Origin of the sequence: Frigidibacter albus (assembly GCF_009908165.1) — a bacterium.
Taxonomy (GTDB): domain Bacteria; phylum Pseudomonadota; class Alphaproteobacteria; order Rhodobacterales; family Rhodobacteraceae; genus Frigidibacter; species Frigidibacter albus.
The window spans coordinates 40,792-65,306 of the sequence record NZ_JAAAUC010000014.1; the positions used below are offsets into that span (position 1 = coordinate 40,792).

The window sequence follows — 24,515 nt, forward strand, 5'->3', positions numbered from 1 at the left end:
CATGACCATGATCCATTGGTGCGGCACCGGCCTGTCCGCGATCCCCGGCCTGCGCCGCCTGATCGAGGCGGGCCATCCCGTCACCGTCTGGAACCGCACCCCGGCCAAGGCGCGCGAGGCTGTGGGCGATCTGACGGACGCGATCCGCGCGTATTCGCTGCCGGATCTCGAAGCTGCCCTCGCCCCCGGCGATCTGGTGGTGTCGATGCTGCCCGCCGACCAGCATGTCGCCATCGCCACGCTCTGCGTGGACAAGGGCGCGCATTTCGTCTCCTCCAGCTACATCGCGCCCGAGATGCGGGCGCTGGAGGAGGCCGCCCGCGCGGCCGGCGTGGCGCTCGTGAACGAGGTCGGCCTCGATCCCGGCATCGATCATCTGATGGCGCATGATCTGGTGGCCGATTACCGCGCCAGCCCTGCCTTCGATGCGGCCAACGTGCTCTCCTTCACCTCCTATTGCGGCGGCGTGCCGAAAGTGGCCAACCCCTTCCGCTACAAGTTCTCGTGGTCGCCGCTGGGGGTGCTGAAGGCCCTGCGCTCGCCCTCCCGCTCGATCCAGAACCACGCGGAGCGTGTCGTCTCGCGCCCCTGGGACGCGATCAGCGGCTATGACGCGCCACTGCCCGAGGCAGAAGCGTTCGAGGTCTATCCCAACCGCGACTCGCTGCCCTTCCTGGCCGATTACCGCTTCGACCCCGCTTGGCAGGTGAAGGAGTTCGTGCGCGGCACCCTGCGCCTGACCGGCTGGGCCGAGGCCTGGGCGCCGGTCTTTGCCGAGATCGAGACCCTGTCGGGGCCCGAGGGCGATGCGCGCCTGGCCGAAATGGCGGACGGCTTCTGGCGCGAGAATGCCTATGCGGAGGGCGAGCCGGACCGGGTGGTGCTGTTCGTGTCGCTGAAGGCCGAGCGCGACGGCAAGGTGGTCTGGCACAAGACCTGGGCGATGGATGCCTGGGGCGATGCCAGCGGCACCGCGATGGCGCGGCTGGTCTCTGTGCCGGTATCGCTGGCGGTGGAGGCCGTGCTGGTGGGGGATATCCCGGCGGGCGTTCACGCGGCGCCGCATGATCCGCGGTTGGTGGCGGAATGGCTGGGCAAGGTCCGAGGCCTTGCGCAGGTCATGGACAAGGTCGACCACCTGAACTGAACTTGGCGGCCCCCGCGCAGGCGGGGGCGCTGCGCTAGCCTGGCACCACCAGCCGCGTCTCGTGCCGGACGCGGTTCGCGATCCAGATCAGGTGATGGCGGCGGAAGGCGACGCAGCCAGCCGTCGGCGCGCCGGGGCGGCGCCAGACATGCAGGAAGATCGCGGACCCCCGGCCCGGCTGGGCCTCGGGCCAGTTCCAGTCGGTGATCAGCACCAGGTCATACATCGGGTCGGCGCGGCGCAGCACCTCGTGGCTGGCGGTGAAGGGGGCGGCGACCATCTGGTTGTAATCCTCGTGGTCCGGATCATCGCACCACAGATCGAAGGGCCGGATCGGCACCGCCCATTTCGGCAGTTCGGCCCTGGCGATGCGGTCCGGGCGGTAGAGCATCCCGACAATGCGGTGGATGCCGGCTGGAGTGGCGCCGTCGCCCTCGCGCTTGGCGGCGCTGATGCCGCCGCGGCCGATGGTGGCAGGGAAGGTCCGGTTCAGGAAGCGCACGCCCATCGGCGTGACGACAAGATCGGTGGATTTCACAGCAGATGTCCCGATTTGGCGGCCTTGGTGGCCAGATAGGCGGCGTTGTGGCGGGTCTGGCCGACGCGCAGCGGCACGCGCTCGGTCACCGCAATCCCGTTCGCCTCCAGCATCCGGCATTTGGCGGGGTTGTTGGTCAGCAGCCGCACCGCGCCAAAGCCCATCTGGCGCAGGATGCCGGCGCCGATGCGGAAATCGCGCTCGTCATCCTCAAACCCCAGCCGGTGGTTCGCCTCGACCGTATCGAAGCCCTGATCCTGCAGGCGGTAGGCGCGCATCTTGTTGGCAAGGCCGATCCCCCGCCCCTCCTGGTTGAGGTAGAGGAGCACACCCGCGCCCTCGGCCCCCATCTGCTCCAGCGCGGCATGCAACTGCGGGCCGCAATCGCATTTCAGGCTGCCAAGCACGTCGCCGGTGAAACAGGCAGAGTGCAGCCGCGCCAGCACCGGGGCGTCGCGGGGGGGTTGGCCGATCTCGATGGCATAATGCTCCTCGCTGCCATCGCCGGGGCGGAAGATGTGCAGGCGGCCCTTCTCCGCGGCGGCCATCGGCAGGCGGGCGCTGACCACCGGGGCCAGCGGCGCGGCCAACTCCAGCGCCGGGCCGGCGAGGCCCATGTCGATCAGCGTCAGCCCCTCGGCCGTGGCAAGCGCGGGCCCGTCCGCCACCGGCAGCACCAGCGCCGCGGGCAGCAGATGCGCAGACTTCGCCAGCCGGATCGCGGCGCGGTGCAGGCTCGCGGGTCCGCCCCGCAGGCTGTGGAACGGCCCCTTCATCGGCGCATCGAGGTCGCGCGCCGGGTCCGCCACCGCCCGCAGCCAGGCCATCGGCGCATCGCCCGGCACCGCGATGCGCGCAAGGTCGCCGTCATAGGCCCGCGCCTTCAGCGTGGTGGCGCGCCGGTCCGTGATCGCCAGCGCCAGCTCGCCGCCCATCGCCCGCATCCCCGCCAGCCGCGGCGCATCCACCGCCTCGGCCGCCACCACCAGCGCCGCGCCTTCTGCGTGGGTCAGCACCACCGGCACGCCCATGCGCAGATCGGCACGGGCGCGGTTCAGGCGTTCGAGGATCGTGGGGCCAAGCGGCATGGAAACTCCGGGTATCTGCCGGTTCTAGATAGACCCGGCCGACATGAATTGAAACATATCCCGCCCCAGCGACACGTCCGCGTGAGGGTTTTGACGCATGGCTTGCCGCAGCCCTGCACTGCGCGCATGTCTGATCCCAGCAAAACGAGCCCGCTGATCACAGACAACCAAGGAGGCAAGAGCATGGCCAACCTGAAGAAGATCCTGCTGGTGGACGATGAGGAAGACCTGCGCGAAGCGCTGGCCGAACAACTGGTCGCCACCGAAGATTTCGACGTGTTCGAGGCCGGCACCGGCCATGACGCGGTCGAAAAGGTGAAATCCGCGATCTACGATCTGGTGATCCTCGATGTCGGCCTGCCCGACACCGACGGGCGCGAGCTGTGCAAGCGGCTGCGCAAGCAGGGCGTGAAATGCCCGATCATCATGCTGACCGGCCACGATACCGATGCGGACACCATCCTCGGCCTCGACGCCGGCGCGAACGACTACATCACCAAGCCGTTCAAGTTCCCGGTGCTGCTGGCCCGCATCCGCGCCCAGCTGCGCCAGCATGAACAGTCCGAAGACGCGGTGTTCCAGCTGGGGCCCTATACCTTCAAGCCGTCGATGAAGATGCTGATCGACCCGAAGGAGCGCAAGATTCGGTTGACCGAGAAGGAAACCAACATCCTCAAGTTCCTCTACCGCGCCCCCGATGGCGTGGTGCCGCGCGATGTGCTGCTGCATGAGGTCTGGGGCTACAATGCCGGCGTCACCACCCACACGCTGGAAACCCACATCTACCGCCTGCGCCAAAAGATAGAGCCCGATCCCTCGAACGCGCGGCTGCTGGTGACGGAAGCTGGCGGATATCGGCTGGTGGCCTGACCGCCGACCGGAAACTTGTCCGGCCGCGGGAACCTACCAAGGCTTTCGCGGTTGGACCCGGACCGCGCCGCAATATGGCGCGGCGCGAAATTCGAAGCCCTCCCGCGCCGGGGTCATGGCGCGGCTTCCCTCCCTGTCGGACTTGCCCGGGCCTTGCGCCCGGGCATTTTTTTGCCCGCTTACTGCATCGGGGCCGTGCTGGCCGCAGGGAAGCTGACATCCTTCAGGAACGGATAGGCGATGGACACCAGCTCTTGCTGCTGCGCGCCCTCGATCCGCATCATATACCACTTGCCGGCCTCGTTCAGCACCAGCAGCGGCTGGCGGTTCAGCACCTTGCCAGCGTCGGTCTCGACGCTGAACTGCGTGGGAACCACCGTCCAGGTCACCCGGGTGCCATCGGCCAGCACCGAATCCGTCGCGTCGACGGCGGTGTAATCCGCAGCGAGGTCATCGAACTTCGCCGCCTTGAGCAGCGCCGCCGTCTGCTCGATCAGCACGCCATCCAGCTTGCCGGCCTCGATCCCGGCCGAACCGGCAAAGATGTTCTTGATCCGCGGCGGCAGCGCCGCCACCACCCGGTCGGCCTCGCCGCGCCCGATGGCGCCCAGATAGACATCGACAGAGGTCTGCATCCGGCGGGCCTCGGCGCCCTCCATCGGGCGGGCGAAACTGGGGGCGGCAACGGCGAGCGAGAGCATCAGGCCGAGGGCGAGCGGGGCGAGTTTGCGCATGGTTTGGTTCCTTCTTCTGTTGCCGAAGGTGTCGCATGCCCGGCGGGGCAGGCCAAGTCACATTGGGGTAAGCACAGAGTGACCCCAAGGCGTTGCCGCCCCCGCCCGGTCTGGCTATGGTCGCGCGCACACCGCAGGAGACCGCCATGCCCTTCACCATCGCCACCTGGAACATCAACTCCGTCCGCTTGCGCGAAGGGCTGGTCTCGAAGCTTCTGACGGATGAGGCGCCCGACATCCTGTGCCTGCAGGAGTGCAAGGCCCCGGTGGACAAGATGCCCTTGGAGGCCTTTGCCGCGCTTGGCTACACGCATTGCGTGGCGCGGGGGCAGAAGGGCTATAACGGCGTTGCCATCCTGTCGAAGCTGCCGATCACGGATGCCGGCGACCGCGATTTCGCCACGCTCGGCCATGCCCGCCACGTGGCGGCGAAACTGGAGAATGGCGTCACCATCCATAACTTCTACGTCCCGGCGGGGGGCGACATTCCCGACCGCGAGCAGAACCTGAAATTCGGGCAGAAGCTGGATTTCCTGACCGACATGCAGCACTGGTTCGCCGCCGACCGGCCGCACAAGGCGATCCTCGTGGGCGATCTGAACATCGCCCCGCGCGAGGATGACGTCTGGAGCCACAAGCAGCTGCTGAAGATCGTCAGCCACACGCCGGTGGAGGTGGAGCAGCTGGCCCGCACGCAAGAGGCCGGCCGCTTCGTCGACATCACCCGCCAGGATATCCCCCAGGGGCTGCTGTATAGCTGGTGGAGCTACCGCGCCGCCGACTGGGACGCCGCCGACAAGGGCCGCCGGCTGGACCATGTCTGGGCCACGCCCGACATCGCCGCCGCCGCGCATTCCAGCCGCGTGCTGCGGGGGGCCCGCGGCTGGACGCAACCGTCGGACCACGCGCCGGTCTTTGCGACATTCGACCTGTGACTGACCCCTTGGCGCCGCGAAACGCAGCGCGCATATAGGGGCAAACCATCCGAAGGGGGCTGCAATGCTTGGCTTGACAGGGTCTGCCGGAACCGCACCGGCAAAGAACGACTGGGTCCGCGACGTGTCGGAACGCGACTTCATGGCCGAGGTCGTGGAGCGCAGCCGCGAGGTTCCAGTGATCGTGGATTTCTGGGCGCCGTGGTGCGGCCCCTGCAAGACGCTTGGCCCGGCGCTCGAGGCGGCGGTGGCCGCCGCCAAGGGCAAGGTCGTGATGGCCAAGGTCAATGTCGATGAGAACCAGATGATCGCCTCGCAGCTGCGGGTGCAGTCGATCCCCACCGTCTATGCCTTCTGGCAGGGCCAGCCGGTTGATGCCTTCCAGGGCGCGCTGCCGAACTCTGAAATCAAGGCCTTCGTGGACAAGCTGTCGGCGCTGGCCGGGGATGGCGGGCTGGCCGAGGCCATCGAGGCGGCCGAGACCATGCTCGCCGAGGGCGCCGCGGTGGATGCCGCCGAAACCTTCGCCGCGATCCTGGGGGAGGAGCCCGAGAATGCCGATGCCTTCGGGGGCCTTGTCCGCTCGCACATCGCGCTTGGCAATCTCGATCAGGCCGAGGGCTTCCTGACCGCCGCCCCCGCCAAGATCGCCGCCACGGCGCCGGTGGAGGCTGCCCGCGCCCAACTGGCGCTGGCGCGGCAGGCAGAGAATGCCGGCCCGGTGACCGACCTGCTGGCCCGGGTGGAGGCCGACCCGAGCGACCATCAGGCCCGCTACGATCTGGCGCTGGCGCTGCATGCCGCGGGCCGGGTCGAGGAGGCGGTGGACCAGCTGCTGGACCTCTTCCGCCGTGACCGTGAGTGGAACGAGGGCGCGGCCAAGTCGCAGCTGCTGACGATCTTCGACGCGCTGAAGCCGACCGATCCCATCGTGCTCAAGGGCCGCCGCAAGCTCAGCTCGATGATCTTCCTTTAGGCCCGGGGTTTGCCGGGCGCAGCGACCGGACTAGATGGCACGGAATGATGACATTCGCAGAGCTGCCCGACACGATCCCGCTGTTCCCGCTGCCCGGGGCACTGTTGTTGCCCCGGGCGCGGCTGCCGCTGCATATCTTCGAACCGCGCTACCTGCAGATGCTGGAAGACGCGCTGAAAACCCGGCAACGGATGATCGGCATGATCCAGCCGCGCGGAATGCCGGCGGGCGGCGGGGAAAAGCGGCTCAGCGCCATTGGCTGCGCGGGCCGGGTCACCGCCTTCTCGGAAACCGAGGATGGCCGCTACATGATCACCCTCACCGGGATTTCACGCTTCCGCCTGCGCCGCGAACTGCCGGGCTTTGCGCCCTATATCCGCGCCGAGGTGGCATGGGAGGGGTTCGAGCGCGACCTTGGCCGCGCCGAGCAGGATGACGGCTTCCGGCGCGAGCAGTTTCTGGACCTTCTTGGCCGCTACTTCGCCAGCGAGCAGCTTGCCACCGACTGGGGCACGCTGAAGGATGCGGAGGATGAGCTGCTGTTGAACTCGCTCTCGATGCTGCTGCCCTTCGAACCCGAGGAGAAGCAGGCCCTGCTGGAGGCGCCGACGCTGGCCAACCGGCGCGAGACGCTGGTGACGTTGATCGAGTTTGCCCTGCGCAGCGGCGGCGATGAGGAGATCTTGCAATGACCGACGACACCCGTTCCGACCGCCGGATGCTCGAGGCGCTGGTCTGCCCGCAGACCCACGCGCCATTGGCCTACGACCCAGAGGCGATGGAGCTGATCTCGCGCGCGGCGCATCTGGCCTTCCCGATCCGCAACGGCATCCCGATCCTGCTGATCGACGAGGCGCGGCAGATCGACTAGAGCGGCCGGCCAGCCAAGAGACGGGGAAGCTTGCCGAAGGGCCCCGCCGACAGGCCCGCCGCCTGCCGCATGAAGCCCCGCCGCAGCGCCGGGATCGCCTGCACCACGCCCATGCCAAGGTCGCGGCCCGCGCGCAGCAGCGGGTTGTCGTTGGAAAACAGCCGGTTGACGCTGTCCATGCCAAGCGCCAGCGTGGTGGAGTCGAACCGCCGCCATTGCTGATACCGCTCTAGCACATCCGCCGCGCCAATGTCTTCGCCGCGCCGCTTCGCCTCGGCCAGCACCTCCGCCAGCGCCGCCACGTCGCGCAGGCCAAGGTTCAGGCCCTGGCCGGCAATCGGGTGAACGCCATGGGCGGCGTCGCCGATCAGGGCGATGCGGGGGGCGGTGTAGGCATTGGCGAGCGTCAGGTTCAGAGGATACATGAAGCGCGGCCCGCAAAGGCTTATCGCGCCTAGGAAATCCCCGAACCGGGGGCGCAGCACCTCAAGAAAGGCCGCATCGTCGAGCGCGGCGATGGTTTTCGCGGCCTCGTCGGCCTCGCTCCACACGATGGAGCTGCGATTGCCGGTCAGCGGCAGGATCGCCAGCGGGCCGGAGGGCATGAAGAATTGCTGCGCCACGCCGCCATGAGGGCGTTCGTGCGCGATGGCCGCGACCAGCGCCGTTTGCCCGTAGCCCCAGCCGCTGCGGGTAATCCCGGCGCGTTCGGCGACGCCCGAGCGGCGGCCATCGGCGCCGACCAGCAGGCGCGCGGTCAGGGTCTGGCCGTCCGACAGGATCACGGCGATGCCGGCGGCCAGCGGCTCCTGTGCGATCACGCTGGTGGCAGGGATATGGGTGATGCGCGGGTTCGCCTGCATCGCCTCTAGGAAGGCGGCATAGAGGTGGCGGTCCTCCAGCATGTAGCCGACGGGCCCCTCCTCCAGCTCTGCCGACTGGAAATCGAGGAAGAAGGGCGAGGGCCCTTCGCCCGGGCGCCCGTCGCTGGCCTTCACCGCCGTCATCGGCTGCACCTTGTCCGCAAGCCCGGACCAGAGGCCGACCGCCTCCAGCAGACGCTTGGACGCGATGGCCAGCGCATAGGCGCGGCCGTCGAACGCGGCATCGGCGCGGGCGCGCGCGGGCTGCGCATCGACCACGGTCACGGTCAGCCCCGCCCCGGCAAGGGCGAGGGCAAGGGCGGGGCCGTTGAGGCCGCCGCCGGCGATCAGCACGTCTGTATCGGTTTTCATGCCGCAAATATGGCGCGGCGCGCGGGATTGTCCATGCGCCGTTCGGCCGCTAGCCTGCGCGCAAAGCAGATGAGGGGCGCGACATGCAGGACTGGCTGACGAAATCCGCGGCAGAGCAGGGCCGCGCCATCGGCCGCGGCGATCTGGACCCGCTGGCGCTGACGCAAGGCTATCTGGCCGCCGCCAAGGCGCATCCCGAGGCGGGGCGCATCTATGCAAGGCTGACCGAGGAGCGGGCGCTAGCCGAGGCTTCGGCGGCATCGCAGCGGGCCAAGGCCGGGCTGCGGCGCGGAGTGCTGGACGGGGTGCCGATCAACTGGAAGGACCTGTTCGATACGGCGGGCGTGGCGACCGAGGCGGGATCGCGCCTGCTGGAAGGCCGGGTGCCGACCGCGGATGCCGAGGTGGTGGCGACGGCGACGGCGGGCGGGCTGGTCTGCCTTGGCAAGACGCATATGACCGAGCTGGCGTTTTCGGGCCTTGGCCTCAACCCGATGACCGCGACGCCGCCCAATGTGAACGATCCGGCGCTGGCGCCGGGGGGCTCCTCCTCCGGTTCGGCGGTGTCGGTGGGGCTGGGGCTGGCGGCGGCGGCGATCGGGTCCGATACCGGCGGATCGGTGCGCATCCCTTCGGCCTGGAACGGGCTGGTGGGGCTGAAGACCACTTCGGGGCGACTGTCGCTGCAAGGCGTGGTGCCGCTGGCGCTGCGCTTCGATACCGTCGGCCCGCTGGCGCGCACGGTCGAGGATTGCGCCCTGCTGCTGGCGGCGCTGGAGGGTGGGCGCGCGGCCGACCTGACCGGGGCGCAACTCCACGGCACCCGGCTTCTGGTGCTGGAAGGCCTGCCCTTCGAGGGCGCGCGCGAGGTGCCGGTGGCGGCCTTCGAGAGCGCAGTGGCGCGGCTGGCCGAGGCGGGCGCCCAGATCGACCGGCGCGAGCTGCGCATCACCGATCTGGCGATGGCGCTGTCGCCGACGCTGTTCGCCCCCGAGGCCTATGGGCTTTGGGCCGATGTGATCGAGGCGGCGCCCGAGAAGATGTATCCGCTGATCCTGGAACGCTTCCGCAGCGGGCAGGCGGTGTCGGCCCCCGAATATGTGGCGGGCTGGCAGCGGCTGTCGGCGCTGCGCCGCGACTGGGCGGCCGAGGTGGCGGGATATGACGCGGTGCTGGTGCCGACCGCGCCGATCCTGCCGCCCGATGCGGCGCGGCTGCTGTCGGACCCGGCCTATTTCGCCACCGAGAACCTGCTGGCGCTGCGCAACACCCGCATCGGCAACCTCTTCGGCCTCTGCGCGCTGACGCTGCCGACCGGGGTGCCCGGAACCGGGATTTCGCTGATGGGCGCGGCTGGGCAGGAGGAGCGGCTGTTGCGCCTTGGCCACGCGGCAGAGGCGGCCTTGGGCTGAAATACCACAAAACCGCCCCGCAACTGCTGGGCGGGCTTCGCTTTTTGTGGACCCCTCGGCAGCGATTGGCTACACTTTGACCATACGGGGCGACATGACCCCGACGAGAGAGGCAGCCATGGCATTTCCCGAGCGGTTTTCGAACCTGCCGGAATACGCATTTCCGCGCCTGCGGTCATTGCTCGATCATCACCCCGCGGGCGGTGAGCCCATTGCCATGACCATCGGCGAGCCGCAGCATCCCTTCCCGGACTGGGTGGGTGAGGTGTTGGCCGCGAATCTGGCGGGTTTTGCGAAATATCCGCCGAATGAGGGCACGCCGGGGCTGCGTGCGGCCATCGCCGGCTGGATCGGGCGTCGCTATGGCGTGACCGTCGATCCGATGACGCAGGTGTGCAACGTCAACGGCACCCGCGAGGCGCTGTTCAACGCCTGCCTCGCCGTCAGCCCCGAGCGCAAGAACGGCCAGCGGCCGGCGGTGCTGATGCCGAACCCGTTCTACCAGGTCTATGCCGTGGCCGCGGTCGCGTCCGAGGCGGACCCGATCTTCGTGCCGGCGACGGCCGAGACCGGGTTTCTGCCCGATTACGAGGGCCTGCCGCCCGATCTGCTGAACCGGGTGACGGTCGCCTATCTCTGCTCGCCCGCCAATCCGCAGGGGGTGGTCGCGCCGCGCGACTATCTGGCGCGGCTGTTGGCGCTGGCCGAGAAGCATGATTTCACCGTCTTTGCCGATGAGTGCTATTCCGAGATCTGGCAGGGGCAGGCCCCCGTCGGCGCGCTGGAAGTGGCCGCGGCGACCGGGGCGGACCCGGAGCGGGTGATGGCCTTCAACTCGCTGTCCAAACGGTCGAACCTGCCCGGCGCGCGGTCGGGCTTTGTCGCCGGTGGCCCGAAGTCGATGGCGCGGGTGATGCAGCTGCGCAGCTATCAGGGCGCGCCGGTGCCGCTGCCGCTGCAAGCGGTCAGCGAGCGGGCCTGGAACGACGAGGCGCATGTGACGCAGAACCGCGCGCTTTATGCCGAGAAATATGCGGCGGCCGATGCGGTCTTTGCCGGGATGCAGGGCTACAAAGCGCCTGAAGGCGGGTTTTTCCTGTGGCTGCCGGTTGACGACGGCGAGGCGGCGGCGCTGAAATTGTGGACCGAGACCGGCGTGCGCGTGCTGCCCGGCGCGTATCTTGCGCGCGAGGCAGACGGGCACAATCCGGGCAAGGGGTATGTGCGGGTGGCGATGGTGGCCCCAAAACAAGAAATGCAGCGCGGGCTGATCCAGCTTCGTGACTGCCTGTACGGGTGAGGTGAAGAAGATGGCGTCTTATCAGGCAAGGCAGCGCGATCCGCTTCTGGACCAGAACATGCAGGCGGCGCTGGAACGGCGCGGCAAGGAACTGCTGGGCGCGGCGCTGGTGGTGCTTGGCGTGCTGACGGCGATGATGCTGGCCAGCTACTCGCCCGACGATCCCAGCTTCCTGGCCGCCACCGATGAACCCGCGATGAACCTGCTGGGCCGGTTCGGGGCCGCCATCGCCTCGCCGCTCTATGTGATCGCCGGACACGGGGCCTGGGGCATCGCGATTGCCTTCATGGCCTGGGGCCTGCGCTTCATCATGCATCGCGGCGAGGAGCGCGCCTTGGGGCGGGTGATCTTCGTGCCGATCGGCGTGGCGCTGATGTCTGTCTATGCCTCGACCCTGATGCCCGGGCCGCTGTGGACGCACAGCTTTGGCCTGGGCGGGTTGTTTGGCGATACGATTCTGGGGGCGCTGATCGGGGTGGCGCCGGTGAAGGCGACCTTCGGGCTGAAGCTGATCTCGCTGCTGGTGGGGGCTGGGGTGCTGGTCGTCGGCGGCTTCGTGACCGGGTTCGACCGGGCGGAGACCAAGGCGATCCTGCGCTTCCTGCTGATCGGGTCGGTGCTGGTCTACACGCGGATCCTGATGCTGGCCGGGCGCGGGGCCGAGGCTTCGGTGCGCGCCGCGCAAGTGGCAGCCGAAAAGGCGCGCGAGCGGCGGGCGCTGGCCCGGGATCGTGCGGCAGAGGCCGCTGCCTGGGCCGAGGCCGAGCGGGCCGTGCCCGCGCCGCAGGCCGCGCGCCGGGTGATGCGCGCCGATCCGCGCTATGTGGAAGTGCCCGAGGAAGACCACGAGTTGATTGAGGAAGAACCGGTGGCTTGGACTCCTGCCCCGCAGAAGCAGGGACTGCTGGCCCGGATGCCCGCGATGATCCGCCGCGCAGTGGAGCCGGACCCCGAGCCCGAACTGGTGGAGCAGCGGGTGGCCCGCGGCGCCTGGAACGCCGAGGCGCCGACCGAGGATCGCATCCGCGCGCGGATTGCCGATGCGGTGAAGACCCGGCAGATCGTGGCTGACCAGCGCTATCCCGCGCAGCAGCCGCAGCCCGTGCAGCAGGCGCAACCGCGCCGGGCAGAGCCGCCGGTGACCACCGGCGCCATGGCTGCCGTGCGCCAGGCAGCGGCCGCCGCCGGCCCGCTGTTCGCCGCGACCCGCGCCAGGATGCCGGAGCCCATCGAGGCGCCGACGCTGAAGGCCGAGCCGCGTTTCATGCCGCATGTGCGGATGCAGGCGCAGCCTTCGGCCCCCGCCCTGCGCCCGGTGGAGCCGCCGCTGACCGCGCGGCCCGCCGCGCGCGTTACCCCCTCTGCCCCGGCCCCGCTGCATGACTCGGTGCCGTCGGAAATGTATGACTCGAGCCTCGATGAGCTGGACCGGATCGACCCGGCCCTCGCCCATGGCCGCTTTGAGGACGACGAGGACTTCGACCGCAACGCCTTTGCCGAAATCTATGACGACGAGGCCGAGGCCGCCTGGACCCCGCCGCCGGCCGCCGAGCCGCGCAAGGTGGTGCTGCATCACCTGCCCAAGAAATCCGTCGCCCCCTCGCGCCAGGCGAAGGCCGAGGCACAGCCGCGCCTGCGGTTCGAGGAGCCGGCCCCGGTGGCTTACGAGGCACCGCCGCTGTCGCTGCTGACCAACCCCGCCTCCATCCAGCGGCATTCTCTGGCCGATGAAGCGCTGGAAGAGAACGCGCGGATGCTGGAAAACGTGCTCGACGATTACGGGGTGAAGGGCGAGATCGTCAGCGTCCGCCCCGGCCCGGTTGTCACCATGTATGAGCTGGAACCGGCGCCGGGGCTGAAGGCCAGTCGGGTGATCGGCCTGGCCGATGACATCGCCCGATCCATGTCCGCGCTGTCGGCCCGTGTGTCCACCGTGCCGGGGCGCACTGTGATCGGGATCGAATTGCCCAACAGCTTCCGCGAGAAGGTGGTGCTGCGCGAGATCCTGTCCGCGCGCGATTTTGGCGATTCGAACATGCGGCTGCCGCTGGCTCTGGGCAAGGACATCTCGGGCGAGCCGATCGTGGCGAACCTGGCCAAGATGCCCCACCTGCTGATCGCCGGGACCACCGGGTCGGGCAAGTCGGTGGCCATCAACACCATGATCCTGTCGCTTCTGTACAAGCTGTCGCCGGAAGAATGCCGGCTGATCATGATCGACCCCAAGATGCTGGAGCTGTCGGTCTATGACGGCATTCCGCACCTGCTGTCCCCCGTCGTCACCGATCCCAAGAAGGCGGTCGTCGCCCTGAAATGGGTCGTGGGCGAGATGGAAGAGCGCTATCGCAAGATGTCGAAGATGGGCGTGCGCAACATCGAGGGCTATAACGGCCGCGTCCGCGAGGCGCTGGACCGGGGCGAGATGTTCAAGCGCACCGTGCAGACCGGGTTCGACGAGGAGACCGGCGATCCGATCTTCGAGACCGACGAGTTCCAGCCCAAGACCATCCCCTATATCGTGGTGGTCGTGGACGAGATGGCCGACCTGATGATGGTCGCCGGCAAGGAAATCGAGGCCTGCATCCAGCGCCTTGCACAAATGGCGCGGGCGTCGGGCATCCACCTGATCATGGCGACGCAGCGCCCCTCGGTCGATGTGATCACCGGCACGATCAAGGCGAACTTCCCGACGCGGATTTCCTTCCAGGTCACCTCGAAGATCGACAGCCGCACCATCCTGGGCGAGCAAGGGGCCGAGCAGCTGCTGGGGATGGGCGACATGCTCTACATGGCCGGCGGCAGCCGCATCACCCGCATCCACGGGCCCTTCGTCTCGGATGAAGAGGTCGAGGAGATCGTGACGCATCTGAAATCCTACGGCCCGCCGGAATACATGTCGGGCGTGGTCGAGGGGCCGGATGAGGACAAGGAAGGGGATATCGACGCCGTCCTTGGTCTTGGCGGCGGCGAGGGCGAGGATGCTCTTTACGATCAGGCGGTGGCGGTGGTGCTGAAGGATCGCAAGGTTTCCACCTCCTACATCCAGCGCAAGCTGGGCATCGGCTATAACAAGGCCGCGCGGCTTGTGGAGCAGATGGAAGAGCAGCAGCTGGTCAGCCCCGCCAACCATGTCGGCAAGCGCGAGATTCTGGTTCCGGAACAGTGATCTCGAGCCGGTGATCTCGAGCCGGTGATCTCTGGGCGGTGATACCCCCCTGCCCTGCCGATGGCTGTGATGTGATCGGCGGGGGGATGCAAGCGGCGGGGGAAGCGGCTAGATTGGGATCATGAAAACGCTCCGCATCCTCCTTGCCCCCGCCCTCTGGCTCGCGCTGGCCCTGCCATCCTTGGCGGCGCCGGTGTCCCTGGCCGAGATTTCCCGCTATCTCAACAGCATCACCAGCGCGTCGACGGAGTTCACCCAGCAGAACGCCGATGGCTCCAGCTCTGCCGGGCGGCTGCTGATCCATCGGCCGGGGCGGATGCGGTTCGAATATGCCGGCGATGACACGCTGGTGCTGGCCAGCGGCGGGCAGGTGGCGATCTTCGACGCGAAGTCGAACCTGCCGCCCGAGCAGTATCCGCTGAGCCGCACGCCGCTGAACCTGATCCTGGCGCGCAATGTCGATCTGACCCGCGCGCAGATGGTGGTGGGGCATGGCGAAACGCAAGGCATGACCACGGTCACCGCGCAGGACCCCGAGCATCCCGAGATCGGCACGATAACCCTCTACTTCTCACCCGCGCCGCTGCAGCTGCGGCAATGGGTGGTGACCGATGAAACCGGCGGGCAGACGCTGGTGCGCCTTGGCGCGCTGCAGCCGGGCGAGTTCCCGCCCTCGACCTTCTCGATCGACAGCGAGATGGGCCGGCGCGACTGACCTTACCGGCAGGCGCGCAGCTGGGTGTCGTAGGTCACGGCCCGCTGCCCGACCTCGGCCGCCACGTTCAACAGCCAGCCCTTCTGCCGGTGGCTGCCGCTGGCATAGCCCGACCGCCCCTCATGATAGGCAAGATACTGGTTCTGCGCGTCCCATTTCGGGATGCCCAGACCCTCGGCCGACTTGTGCATGTACCAGCCCATGAAATCGGTGGCGTCGGCGATCCGGTTGCGCTGCGCGCGGCGGTTGCCGGTATCGCTTTGATACTCTTCCCAGGTGCCGTCGAGGGCCTGGCTGTAGCCATAGGCCGAGGATTGCCGTCCCATCGGGATCACGCCCAAGGCATAGCGGAACGGGGTTCGCGCATCGCCTATGAAGCTGGATTCCTGATAGATCGTCGCCATCTGCACGGCGACGGGTACGCCCCAGCGGCGTTCGGTTTGCTGCATGGCGCGCAGATACTCGGGACGTTGGCTGACGATGGCACAGGCATCATCCAGATTGCGCGGGGCGGAATAGTTTCCCCCTCCGCACGACGCGACCAACACGAAGACCGACACGCGAAGAAGTCTGCTCATTTGCCCCTCGCATTCTTGTTTTGTCGTGATTTTACGGGAAAACGCCGCGCAGGGAAATCACAAAGCTGCGGAGCGCCGCTTGCGCGAAACTCCGCCGCATTCCGGCCGGCATGCGCCGCGGGGCGACAGACTGTTTCCCCACAGCCGCAGCGGAATCCGGCCGGGGGAGTGGACATTCCCCGGCTGGGCGGAGTATGGGGAGCATCGGGGGCTTGGTATGTTTAAGACTCAGGCGAAGTATCATCTCGGGCAGATCCTGCGCCACCGGAAGCATCCGTTCCGGGGGGTGGTCTTTGACGTGGACGCCATGTTCTCGAATACCGAGGACTGGTATGACGCGATCCCCGAGGAAAGCCGCCCCTCGCGCGACCAGCCATTCTATCACCTTCTGGCCGAGAACGACCAAAGCTATTACGTGGCTTATGTGTCGGAACAGAATCTGGTGCCCGATGACACGGGTGAGCCGGTGGACCATCCCGACCTGCCGGACCTCTTCGGCGATTTCGAGGATGGCCGCTACCCGCTGCACTTCCAGCTGAACTAGTAGCCGAGCGCGCATCCGTCCTTGCGCGGGTCCGACGCGCCGGTCAGCAGCCCGCTGTCCGGGTCGATCAGGATCGCCTGCGCGCCGCCAAGCGGTTCCTCGGGGATCAGCAGGCGGTGGCCCATCGCCTCCAGGTCGGCCCGCACTTCCGGCGCATAGCCGCGCTCGATCTTCAGCAGGCCGGCATCGGGGAAGCAGCGGGGCGCGTCGATCGCCTCTTGCGGGTCCATCCCGTAGACCAGCTGGTTGGTGACGAAGCGCACATGGCCCGAGGGCTGGAACTGCCCGCCCATCACCCCGAACGGCATGATCACCCTTCCATCCCGTTTCAGCATCCCGGGGATGATGGTGTGCATCGGCCGCTTGCCCCCGCCCGCCTCGTTCGGGTGGCCCGGCTGCAGCGTGAAGCCGGCGCCGCGGTTCTGGAAGATCAGGCCGAACTTGCTGGAAGCAATGCCGGCGCCGAAGCCCCAGAACACCGAATAGATCAGCGACACCGCCATGCGGTCGCGGTCCACCACGGTGACATAGACGGTGTCGCGGTGGACGGCCTCGGTGATCGGCGCAGCGGCGGGCAGGGCGCGCGCCGGATCGACCAGCGCCGCCAGCTTCGCGGCGGTTTCGGGCGCGAGCATATGGGCCAGGCGCGACGTGTGGTTCGGGTCGGCGATGAAGCGGTTGCGGGCGTCATAGGCGAGCTTGGCCACCTCTGCCTCGATATGCGCGCGGGGGGCGCCCATCGGGTCGAGGCCGTCCATGTCGAAATGCTTCAGCATGTTCAGCATCAGGATAGCGGTCGCGCCTTGCCCGTTCGGCGGATGCTCCACCAGCTCATGTCCGCGGAACGCGCCCGACACCGGCTCGGTATAGGCGCAGGCGGTGGTGGCGAAATCCTCGGCGGTATGCACGCCGCCAAGCGCCTGCAGCGAGGCGACCAGATCCTCGGCCACCTCGCCCTCATAGAAGCCCGCGCGGCCCTCGCGGGCAATGCGGCGCAGCACTTCGGCCTGCCCGGGGGCGCGGAATATCTGCCCCGGCTTCGGAGCCTGCCTGTCCAGCAGGTAGAAATCCCGCGCGGCACCGCTGAGCCAATCCACATCCCCGGCCCAGTCAAGGGCGGTGCGCGGGCCGACGGGGATGCCCTCTTCGGCATAGCGGATGCCGGGGGCCAGCACGTCCGCCAGCGCCATCCGGCCCCAATCGGCGTTCAGCCGGCAGAAGGCATCGACGGCGCCGGGGATCGTCACCGGCAATATACCCGCGGTCGGCACCGTGGCATGGCCCGCCGCACGGATCGCCTCGGCCGACAGCGCGGCGGGCGCGCGGCCCGACCCGTTCAGCGCCACGATGCGGTCTTCCCCCGCCGGTTTCAGCAACACAAAACAATCGCCCGCCAGCCCGGTCATCTGCGGCTCGGCGACGTTCAGCACCATGGCCGCGGCCAGCGCGGCATCGGCGGCATTGCCGCCGCGTTCCAGAATGTCGATTGCGGTTTTCGCGGCCAGCGGGTGCGAGGTCGCGCACATGCCGTTCATCGCGTAGACGGGCGAGCGCCCGGGTTTGTGGAAATCGCGCATCCTGTCCCTCCGGCTTGCCGGCCAGCCTAGGCCGGGGATGGGGGGAAGGAAAGTCCTCGGCGCCGCGAACTGGGTGGGGGCTGTTGACCGCAGCGCCGAGGGAAGCCTTGTGCAGCTACGAGGCTATGGATGGCGCCAGATTTCGGCAGGTCTTGGGAGTGATTGCGGAATCTTTGCGGCATCGTTTCTGATTGATTGCCAATGCCCGCCAGTGCGCGGCGTTGATTGCAGCCTTCGGGGGAAAGTGCCGCAGTCTCGCCACCGCGGCGGCGGTCAGTCCAGCGCCATGCGAAAGCGCAGGATGTTGCTGCCGCGATGGCGCCGATAGTGCAGGTCCTGCGCAAGGTCGCGCACCATGCGCCAGCCAAAGCCGCCCTCTGGCAGATCTTCAATGGCAAGGCCGGGCGGCATGCGCGCCGGATCGGGCAACACGCCGCCCGGCATCGCGCGGCCCTGATCGCTGACACGGCACAGCAGCGCGCCGGGGCCGGAGGCGATGGCCAGATCGATTCGCCCCCCCTCGCCCCGATAGGCGTGTTTGACGATGTTGTTGAGGATCTCGGCCAGGACGATCTCGAGGCTGCCCGCCGCAGACGTGGACAGCTCCGCCGCCAGCCGGGTCTGCATCACCCGCAGCACATGGCGAACCGAGAGGGGATCCGCCTCCAACACAAGATTGAGATCGGCATCGGGGCCGGGCAGGGGCGGATGCCGGGCCGCCGCCCTGCGCTGCGGCCCGCCCGCGGCCGGATCAGCCGCCATGCCGGACTGCCGCAGCCTCTGCCGCGGCTTCCGGCGCCGGATGGATGGTGAACACGCTGTCCATCCGCGTCAGCCGGAACACCTTGGCGACATTCGGCGTCAGCCCCGCAAGCTCCAGCCGCCGGGCGGGGGCGAGCGCCTTCATCACCGCCACGATGGCGCCAAGCCCCGAACTGTCGACGAAGGTGACGCGCGACAGGTCCAGCACCACCCGGTCGGACGGTTGCAGCGCAATCTCGCGCATCTTGTCCTTGAAGCGGATCGCCACGGCAGCGTCGATCCGGTCCTCGCCGACCTGCACATGCAGCGCGCCTGCCCGCGCCTCTGCGTATAGGTTCATGCCTGCTCTCCCCATGGCTTTGCGGCTTGCAGGCTAGACGCCAATCCTTACCATCGCGTAGCAAGCCGGGAGCGGAGGACTGACATGCAAGATGTGGTGATCGTCGGGGCGGCGCGCACGCCGATGGGCGGGTTTCAGGGCGTGTTCGCCGGGGTGGAGGCGGCGACGCTTGGCGGCGCGGCGATTGCGGCGGCGCTGAAGGATGCGGCGGCGGACGCAGGCCTGGTGGAAGAGCTGCTGATGGGCTGCGTGCTGCCCGCGGGCCAAGGGCAGGCCCCGGCGCGGCAGGCAGGGTTCCGGGCCGGGCTGCCCGAGGACGTGCCGGCGACAACGCTGAACAAGATGTGCGGATCGGGCATGAAGGCGGCGATGATCGCCTGCGACCAGATCGCGCTTGGCCATACCGCAGTGATGGTCGCGGGCGGCATGGAGAGCATGACGAATGCCCCCTACCTGCTGCCCAAGATGCGCGGCGGCGCCCGACTGGGGCATGGGCAGGTGATCGACCACATGTTCCTCGACGGGCTCGAGGATGCCTATGACAAGGGCAGGCTCATGGGCACCTTCGCCGAGGATTGCGCCACCGCCTTCCAGTTCACCCGCGCGGCGCAGGATGAGTATGCGACCGCCTCGCTGACCCGGGCGCTGGCGGCGCAGGGCTCCGGCGCCTTCATCAATGAAATTGCGCCGGTGACGATGACCACCCGCAGCGGCGAGATGACGATCACCGCCGACGAGCAGCCCGCCGCGGCGCGGCCCGAAAAGATCCCGACGCTGAAGCCCGCCTTCCGCAAGGACGGCACGGTGACGGCGGCAAACTCCTCCTCCATCTCCGACGGCGCGGCGGCGCTGGTGCTGGCATCCGGCGCAGCGGCGGCAGAGCATGGGCTGCGGGTGCGGGCGCGCATCCTCGGCCATGCCAGCCATGCGCAGGCCCCTGCCGATTTCCCCACAGCCCCGGTGCCGGCCGCGCGCAAGCTGCTGGAGCGGCTGGGGTGGGCCGTCGACGATGTGGACCTGTGGGAGGTGAACGAGGCCTTTGCCGTGGTGCCGATGGCCTTCATGGCCGAAATGGGCGTGGCGCATGACCGGGTGAACGTCAACGGCGGCGCCTGCGCGCTTGGCCATCCCATTGGCGCCTCCGGCGCGCGGATCATGGTCACGCTGCTCAACGCGCTGGAAACCCGGGGGCTCAAGCGCGGCATCGCCGCCATCTGCATCGGCGGCGGCGAGGGCACGGCGATTGCGCTGGAGCTGCCATGAGCGCGATGGACTACCCCGCCCTTGCTGGGACACTGCGCGCGCTCTGCCATGGCGAGACCGATACCGTCGCGCTGATGGCGACCGTTGCCTGCGAGATCCACTCGGCACATCCGCAGTCGGACTGGACCGGCTTCTACCGCGTGACCGCGCCCGGGCTGCTGAAGATCGGTCCCTATCAGGGTGGGCATGGCTGCCTGGTGATCCCGTTTGACCGCGGCGTCTGCGGCGCAGCGGCGCGAACGGGGCAGGCGCAGATCGTGCCGGATGTGGAGGCGTTCCCAGGCCATATCGCCTGCGCCGCCTCGACCCGGTCGGAACTGGTGCTGCCGGTCTGGAACGGGGCGGGCGCGCTTCTGGGCGTGCTCGACCTCGACAGCAACACGCCTGCGGCCTTTGACGAGGCCGATGCCAAGGCGCTGGCGGCGATCCTCGCCGAGACTTTCGCGGGCGCGCACTGATTGCGGGCCGGTTGCCGCCGCCGGGGCGCCGTGCCGGCTTGCGGCCAGATGTCAGGAGGGCAGCGATGGGTCAACGTATGGGTATCGGCGGGTCGTGCCTCTGCGGCTCGGTCGGGTTTGCCCTGCGCGGGCCGCTGCGCGATGTGGTGATCTGCCATTGCCACTGGTGCCGCAAATCCTCGGGCCATGCCTTCGCCAGCGGCGCGGTGGCCGATCAGGGGCTGGACCTCTACCGCCCCGGCGCGCTGGCCTGGTATCGGTCGTCGCCCGGGGTGCGGCGGGGGTTCTGTGCCGATTGCGGGTCGTCACTGTTCTGGCTGGGGGGCGAGGGGCAGGTGCGATTTGCGCCGGGCGCGCTGGATGACCCGGCTCCGTTGCGGGTGCAGGGCCAGATCTTCGAGGACAGTGCCGGGGACTACTACACCCCGTCGGGGCGGGCGCCCCGTGTGGGTGCTGCCCCGGCGCGGCTGGATTGCAGTTGCCTGTGCGGCGAGACCGGGTTTTCGGTGCCCGGCCCGGCAGGCGAGATCACCGCTTGCCATTGCACCGGCTGCCGCAAGTCCTCGGGCCACTACGGTGCGAGTTTTGCCGTGGAGGCCGTGCACTGGCACGGGCGCGCCACGGTGGCGGAGTTCGCCCCGGACCGCGCCGGGCACCAGGGCGCCACCCGCGGGTTCTGCCGGGTCTGCGGGTCGAGCCTCTATCACCGCGATCCTGACGGTCGTTCGCATGTCGAAGCCGGCGCGGTGGATGGCCCGACCGGGGGGCGTTTGACACAGCATCTATGTGTTGCGCAGAAGGGCCTCTACTACGAGTTGACGGACGGTTTGCCTCAGACAGGGGGCTGCGCATGATCTGGAACGTGCTGCAAGCCTTCCCCGCCGAGAGTCTTCTGGCCTTCACCCTGGGCGGCTTGGTGCTCAATCTGGCGCCAGGGCCGGATGTCTTGTTTGCGACGGCAAGCGGGCTGCAAGGCGGGCCGCGGGCGGGGGTGATGGCGGGGCTGGGGGTCGGGTTCGGCGGGCTGTGGCATGTGACGCTGGCGGTGCTGGGGTTGTCGGCGCTGATCGCGGCGCATCCGGGGGCGCTGGACGCGATCCGCTGGGTGGGGGCGGCCTACCTGCTGTGGCTGGCGTGGAAAAGCTGGCATTCGGGGCCGATGGCAGAGCCGGGGCGCGGCGCGGCGAACCCGTGGCGTGCCGTGGCAAAAGGCTTTCTGACCAATGCCTTGAACCCCAAGCCGATCCTGTTCGTGCTGGCCTTCCTGCCGCAATTCACCGACCCCGCCTATGGCCCGGTCTGGCAGCAGGTGGCGATTCTGGGCGCGATCTTCACGGTGACCGGGACGCTCGTGACCATGGGATATGGCGCCCTGGCGGGGGTGGCGGGGCGGTCGCTGTCGCGCAAGATGGGCGCGATGAACAAGATCGCGGCACTGGTGTTCGGCGGGCTGGCGCTGCGGCTGGTGGCCGACTGAGCCCGCCAATCCGCGATGCAGAAACCATATGTATTCCATGCGGTTTTCATGCGCATGATTTTGCACATCTGCCCGAACAGGCTTGACGCCGCCGCAGCCACGGGCGCATGGGGCGGCGCATGAGTGATTTCGTCTATTCCCCCCCCGAGACCCCGCTGCGGATCGTCCACCGCGACGCCGATGTGCTGGTGCTGGACAAGCCCGCGGGGCTGCTGTCGGTCCCGGGGCGCGGCGAGGCGCTTGCCGACAGCCTTCAGACCCGCGTGCTGGCGGCCTTCCCCGAAGCGCTGCTGGTGCATCGGCTGGATCTGGACACCTCGGGCGTGATGGTCTTCGCGCTGAGCGCGGCAGCGCAGAAATCGCTGGGTCAGCAATTCGAGGGGCGACAGACACGCAAGGTGTATCTGGCCCGGCTTTGGGGGCATCTGACGCCGGAAAAGGGCCGGGTCGATCTGCCGCTGATCGTCGACTGGCCGAACCGCCCGCGCCAGCATGTGAACCATGAGACGGGCAAGCCTGCCGTCACCGACTGGCGGGTGATCCGGCTGGCGGCGGATGGCACCACGCGGGTGCGGCTGTTCCCGCAGACCGGGCGCACCCACCAGCTGCGGGTGCATATGATGGCTCTGGGGCATCCGATCCTGGGCGACCAGCTTTATGCCGAGGGGCCGGGGCGGGAGTTCGACCGGCTGATGCTGCACGCGGATTCGCTGCGGTTCCGGCATCCGCAGACCGGGGTGATGCAGACCTATTCGGCGAGCTGTCCGTTCTGAGGTGGCTCCCCCCCTGGGCCGATCCCCCGGTCAGTCCGGGCGGGAAAAGGCGAGGCACTGCCTCGTCCCGCCCGTGCGGGAGCTATCGCCCGGAGCCGCTGGCAGCGAAAGACCGAATGAGGACAGCGCCCGCCAAGGGCGGGGCGGGCGCTGGCCGGGCCCTTTGGGGCCCGTCCGGTGCAGGAGGACACTCCGCCGCCTGGCGAAGGCGATGGCCTTCGCCAAGGAAAGCGGGGCGACGGCAATCTTGGCGATACCTTCGCCGTTGATCGGGCCGTCAGACCAAGACAGTCCCGATTCCCCCCAAACGATTTCGACCCACCCCCTCCCCCGCCCCTGCTAGACAGGCCCTAGCCTTCCGCCCCAAAGGAGCCCCGCCATGGACAGCCTTCTGGCCGAGACCCTGCACTGGATCACCCGCGGCATCGAGGTGGCGGGGGTGCTGGTCATCCTTGCCGGGCTGGCGGCCGGGACCATCGGCTACCTGACCGGGCCCGGCGATCAGGACCCCGAGGAGCGGTTCCGCCTGTATCGGGCGCGGCTGGGGCGGTCGATCCTGCTGGGGCTGGAGTTTCTGGTGGCCGCCGACATCGTGAACACGGTGGCGGTGGAGCCGTCCTTGCGCAGCCTGGCCGTGCTGGGCGGGATCGTGGCGATCCGCACCTTCCTCAGCCTGTCGCTGGAGGTGGAAATCGACGGGCGCTGGCCCTGGCAGAAGCAGGAGCGGCGCGAGGCGGAACGCGGGCGGCAGGACTGATCCCGCCCCCCGCGCTGCGCCTTGCCGTTTCTTGCTGGCAAAAATATCCCGGGGGGAGTCTCCGCAGGAGACGGGGGGCAGCGCCCCCCTCTTTTCGTCAGTTGATCGAGTTCGGCGCCAGCGCCCGGGTGAGGCTTGCCTCGCCCTGACCGTGGATCGCCACGTCATAGCCGCTGATCGTGTCGGTGCGCGCGGTGTCCAGCAGGCGGTTGGTGATGTCCACCGGGGTCGCGGTCTTGAACTTGCTGCCCAGGATCGCGGAATAGCCGGTGACGATCGGCGCGGCGAAGGAAGTGCCGTAAAGCCCGGTCATGTCGCCATCGACCCCGACCACCAGGAAATGCTCCTGCACATCGGTGTTGCTGCCGGCATAGTTGGAATAGGAGGCCAGAGAGGCCGGATCGGCGGTGGTGCCATTGCTGTCGAGCGCACCGACGAACAGCACCGAATCTGCCCCGATCAGCGCGACGTTGAGCGCATCGACGGATCCGCCCACAGAGGCGCCGACAGCGACGGCGTCATTGCCCGCGGCCTTGACCACGACCGCCTTGCCAAGCTCTGCATAGCTGATGATCGAGCGTTCCTGCAGGCCCCAGCGGATGTCATCGGGGTCGCGCGAGGCGGGGGCATAGATGCCGTAGCTGAGGTTCAGCACGTTCAGGCCCTTGCGCTGCAGCCGGACGGCACCGCGCGAATTGTAATCCTTGGAGAACATCTTCGCATCGGGTGCGATCATCCCGGCCTGCTGGAAGGTCCACTGGCCGTGGGTCTGATACTGGTTGCCAAGGCCCAGATCGCCGATGAAGCGGTCTTTGCTGTTGAAATCGTCGATGATGGTGATCGACACGCCCTGGCCGGTATAGCCGTCATCCCAGGCGTCGGCGACCTCTGGGCTCATCCAGTCCTGGAAGGTCTGGGCATGAAGCGGGCCGGCGGCAAACAGCAGCGCGGCGAGGAAAAGGGATCTGGCGGAAAACATCATACTCTCCGGAAAAATGG

The 24,515-nt window shown here is 68.4% G+C and carries 26 protein-coding genes; 17 read left to right on the forward strand and 9 right to left on the reverse strand.

Translation table 11 applies throughout. From position 1 onward, the window contains the following. Window position 1: 1 nt before the first annotated feature. Complete coding sequence (locus GVY41_RS17955; protein ID WP_161348386.1) at window positions 2–1,147, forward strand: saccharopine dehydrogenase C-terminal domain-containing protein; 1,146 nt, start codon at window positions 2–4, stop codon at window positions 1,145–1,147. A gap of 34 nt (window positions 1,148–1,181) precedes the next feature. On the opposite strand, the gene GVY41_RS17960 is transcribed toward GVY41_RS17955, so the two are convergent. Further along, the gene (locus tag GVY41_RS17960; RefSeq protein WP_161348387.1) at window positions 1,182–1,685 is read right to left on the reverse strand and encodes a L,D-transpeptidase family protein; all 504 of its coding nucleotides are present in this window, start codon (window positions 1,683–1,685) and stop codon (window positions 1,182–1,184) included. Then, on the reverse strand, window positions 1,682–2,773 hold the full coding sequence (gene ribA, locus GVY41_RS17965; RefSeq protein WP_161348388.1) for a GTP cyclohydrolase II: 1,092 nt from the start codon (window positions 2,771–2,773) through the stop codon (window positions 1,682–1,684). Before ribA ends, GVY41_RS17960 begins: the two co-directional genes overlap by 4 nt. A 183-nt stretch (window positions 2,774–2,956) precedes the next feature. On the opposite strand from ribA, the gene GVY41_RS17970 reads away from it, so the two are divergent. Continuing rightward, window positions 2,957–3,643: a response regulator transcription factor gene (locus GVY41_RS17970; protein ID WP_161348389.1), complete on the forward strand. Its 687-nt coding sequence runs from the start codon at window positions 2,957–2,959 to the stop codon at window positions 3,641–3,643. 179 nt (window positions 3,644–3,822) lie between these two features. On the opposite strand, the gene GVY41_RS17975 is transcribed toward GVY41_RS17970, so the two are convergent. Then, entirely contained in the window at window positions 3,823–4,377 is a 555-nt protein-coding gene (locus GVY41_RS17975; RefSeq protein ID WP_161348390.1) for a hypothetical protein, read from the reverse strand. Between the two features lie 146 nt (window positions 4,378–4,523). Here GVY41_RS17975 and GVY41_RS17980 point away from each other — a divergent pair, with 146 nt between their 5' ends. From GVY41_RS17980 to GVY41_RS17995, 4 genes are all read left to right on the forward strand, one after another. After that, on the forward strand, window positions 4,524–5,312 hold the full coding sequence (locus GVY41_RS17980; protein ID WP_161348391.1) for an exodeoxyribonuclease III: 789 nt from the start codon (window positions 4,524–4,526) through the stop codon (window positions 5,310–5,312). 64 nt (window positions 5,313–5,376) lie between these two features. Beyond that, complete coding sequence (trxA, locus tag GVY41_RS17985) at window positions 5,377–6,288, forward strand: thioredoxin (RefSeq protein WP_161348392.1); 912 nt, start codon at window positions 5,377–5,379, stop codon at window positions 6,286–6,288. 44 nt (window positions 6,289–6,332) lie between these two features. After that, on the forward strand, window positions 6,333–6,980 hold the full coding sequence (locus GVY41_RS17990) for an LON peptidase substrate-binding domain-containing protein (RefSeq protein WP_161348393.1): 648 nt from the start codon (window positions 6,333–6,335) through the stop codon (window positions 6,978–6,980). Next, window positions 6,977–7,159: a Trm112 family protein gene (locus GVY41_RS17995; protein WP_161348394.1), complete on the forward strand. Its 183-nt coding sequence runs from the start codon at window positions 6,977–6,979 to the stop codon at window positions 7,157–7,159. The genes GVY41_RS17990 and GVY41_RS17995 overlap by 4 nt, the downstream gene beginning before the upstream one ends. Here the strand turns inward: GVY41_RS17995 and GVY41_RS18000 are convergent. After that, complete coding sequence (locus GVY41_RS18000; protein ID WP_161348395.1) at window positions 7,156–8,394, reverse strand: UbiH/UbiF/VisC/COQ6 family ubiquinone biosynthesis hydroxylase; 1,239 nt, start codon at window positions 8,392–8,394, stop codon at window positions 7,156–7,158. The two genes, GVY41_RS17995 and GVY41_RS18000, sit on opposite strands and share 4 nt — an antisense overlap. Window positions 8,395–8,477: 83 nt before the next feature. Here GVY41_RS18000 and GVY41_RS18005 point away from each other — a divergent pair, with 83 nt between their 5' ends. The 4 genes from GVY41_RS18005 to GVY41_RS18020 all read left to right on the forward strand — a co-directional run bounded on the left by GVY41_RS18005 (window position 8,478) and on the right by GVY41_RS18020 (window position 14,987). Further along, window positions 8,478–9,806 carry an amidase gene (locus tag GVY41_RS18005; RefSeq protein ID WP_161348396.1) on the forward strand — a complete coding sequence of 443 codons (1,329 nt, stop codon included), beginning with the start codon at window positions 8,478–8,480 and terminating at the stop codon, window positions 9,804–9,806. A 118-nt stretch (window positions 9,807–9,924) separates the two neighbouring features. After that, window positions 9,925–11,106, forward strand: coding sequence for an aminotransferase class I/II-fold pyridoxal phosphate-dependent enzyme (locus tag GVY41_RS18010; RefSeq protein ID WP_161348397.1), 1,182 nt, complete (start codon window positions 9,925–9,927; stop codon window positions 11,104–11,106). Window positions 11,107–11,116: 10 nt separating this feature from the next. Further along, a complete protein-coding gene (locus GVY41_RS18015; protein ID WP_161348398.1) occupies window positions 11,117–14,272 on the forward strand; it encodes a DNA translocase FtsK in 3,156 nt (1,051 codons plus the stop codon). Between the two features lie 121 nt (window positions 14,273–14,393). After that, a complete protein-coding gene (locus tag GVY41_RS18020; RefSeq protein WP_161348399.1) occupies window positions 14,394–14,987 on the forward strand; it encodes a LolA family protein in 594 nt (197 codons plus the stop codon). Between the two features lie 2 nt (window positions 14,988–14,989). Here the strand turns inward: GVY41_RS18020 and GVY41_RS18025 are convergent, their stop codons facing one another. Continuing rightward, entirely contained in the window at window positions 14,990–15,565 is a 576-nt protein-coding gene (locus GVY41_RS18025; protein WP_161348400.1) for a transglycosylase SLT domain-containing protein, read from the reverse strand. A 217-nt stretch (window positions 15,566–15,782) separates the two neighbouring features. On the opposite strand from GVY41_RS18025, the gene hspQ reads away from it, so the two are divergent. Continuing rightward, window positions 15,783–16,109 carry a heat shock protein HspQ gene (gene hspQ, locus GVY41_RS18030; protein ID WP_161348401.1) on the forward strand — a complete coding sequence of 109 codons (327 nt, stop codon included), beginning with the start codon at window positions 15,783–15,785 and terminating at the stop codon, window positions 16,107–16,109. Here hspQ and GVY41_RS18035 read toward each other — a convergent pair. The 3 genes from GVY41_RS18035 to GVY41_RS18045 form a co-directional block, all read right to left on the reverse strand. Then, a complete protein-coding gene (locus GVY41_RS18035) occupies window positions 16,106–17,686 on the reverse strand; it encodes a gamma-glutamyltransferase family protein (RefSeq protein WP_161348402.1) in 1,581 nt (526 codons plus the stop codon). The genes hspQ and GVY41_RS18035 overlap by 4 nt on opposite strands. A 273-nt stretch (window positions 17,687–17,959) precedes the next feature. Then, a complete protein-coding gene (locus GVY41_RS18040; protein ID WP_161348403.1) occupies window positions 17,960–18,448 on the reverse strand; it encodes an ATP-binding protein in 489 nt (162 codons plus the stop codon). Then, on the reverse strand, window positions 18,438–18,788 hold the full coding sequence (locus GVY41_RS18045) for an STAS domain-containing protein (protein WP_161348404.1): 351 nt from the start codon (window positions 18,786–18,788) through the stop codon (window positions 18,438–18,440). Before GVY41_RS18045 ends, GVY41_RS18040 begins: the two co-directional genes overlap by 11 nt. An 84-nt stretch (window positions 18,789–18,872) precedes the next feature. On the opposite strand from GVY41_RS18045, the gene GVY41_RS18050 reads away from it, so the two are divergent. The 6 genes from GVY41_RS18050 (at window position 18,873) to GVY41_RS18075 (ending at window position 23,516) form a co-directional block, all read left to right on the forward strand. Continuing rightward, window positions 18,873–20,051 (forward strand): acetyl-CoA C-acyltransferase, encoded by a 1,179-nt coding sequence (locus GVY41_RS18050; protein ID WP_161348405.1) that lies wholly within the window; start codon window positions 18,873–18,875, stop codon window positions 20,049–20,051. A 5-nt stretch (window positions 20,052–20,056) separates the two neighbouring features. Further along, on the forward strand, window positions 20,057–20,509 hold the full coding sequence (locus tag GVY41_RS18055) for a GAF domain-containing protein (protein ID WP_161348434.1): 453 nt from the start codon (window positions 20,057–20,059) through the stop codon (window positions 20,507–20,509). Between the two features lie 65 nt (window positions 20,510–20,574). Next, complete coding sequence (locus tag GVY41_RS18060; protein ID WP_161348406.1) at window positions 20,575–21,363, forward strand: GFA family protein; 789 nt, start codon at window positions 20,575–20,577, stop codon at window positions 21,361–21,363. Then, window positions 21,360–21,986, forward strand: a complete 627-nt coding sequence (locus GVY41_RS18065; protein ID WP_161348407.1) for a LysE family translocator — start codon at window positions 21,360–21,362, stop codon at window positions 21,984–21,986. Before GVY41_RS18060 ends, GVY41_RS18065 begins: the two co-directional genes overlap by 4 nt. Before the next feature lie 119 nt (window positions 21,987–22,105). Then, window positions 22,106–22,759 carry a pseudouridine synthase gene (locus GVY41_RS18070; RefSeq protein ID WP_161348408.1) on the forward strand — a complete coding sequence of 218 codons (654 nt, stop codon included), beginning with the start codon at window positions 22,106–22,108 and terminating at the stop codon, window positions 22,757–22,759. Between the two features lie 379 nt (window positions 22,760–23,138). Further along, window positions 23,139–23,516, forward strand: a complete 378-nt coding sequence (locus GVY41_RS18075) for a DUF1622 domain-containing protein (protein WP_161348409.1) — start codon at window positions 23,139–23,141, stop codon at window positions 23,514–23,516. A gap of 97 nt (window positions 23,517–23,613) precedes the next feature. Here GVY41_RS18075 and GVY41_RS18080 read toward each other — a convergent pair whose 3' ends face one another. Further along, a complete protein-coding gene (locus GVY41_RS18080; protein ID WP_202456131.1) occupies window positions 23,614–24,495 on the reverse strand; it encodes a S8 family serine peptidase in 882 nt (293 codons plus the stop codon). Window positions 24,496–24,515: the final 20 nt, after the last annotated feature.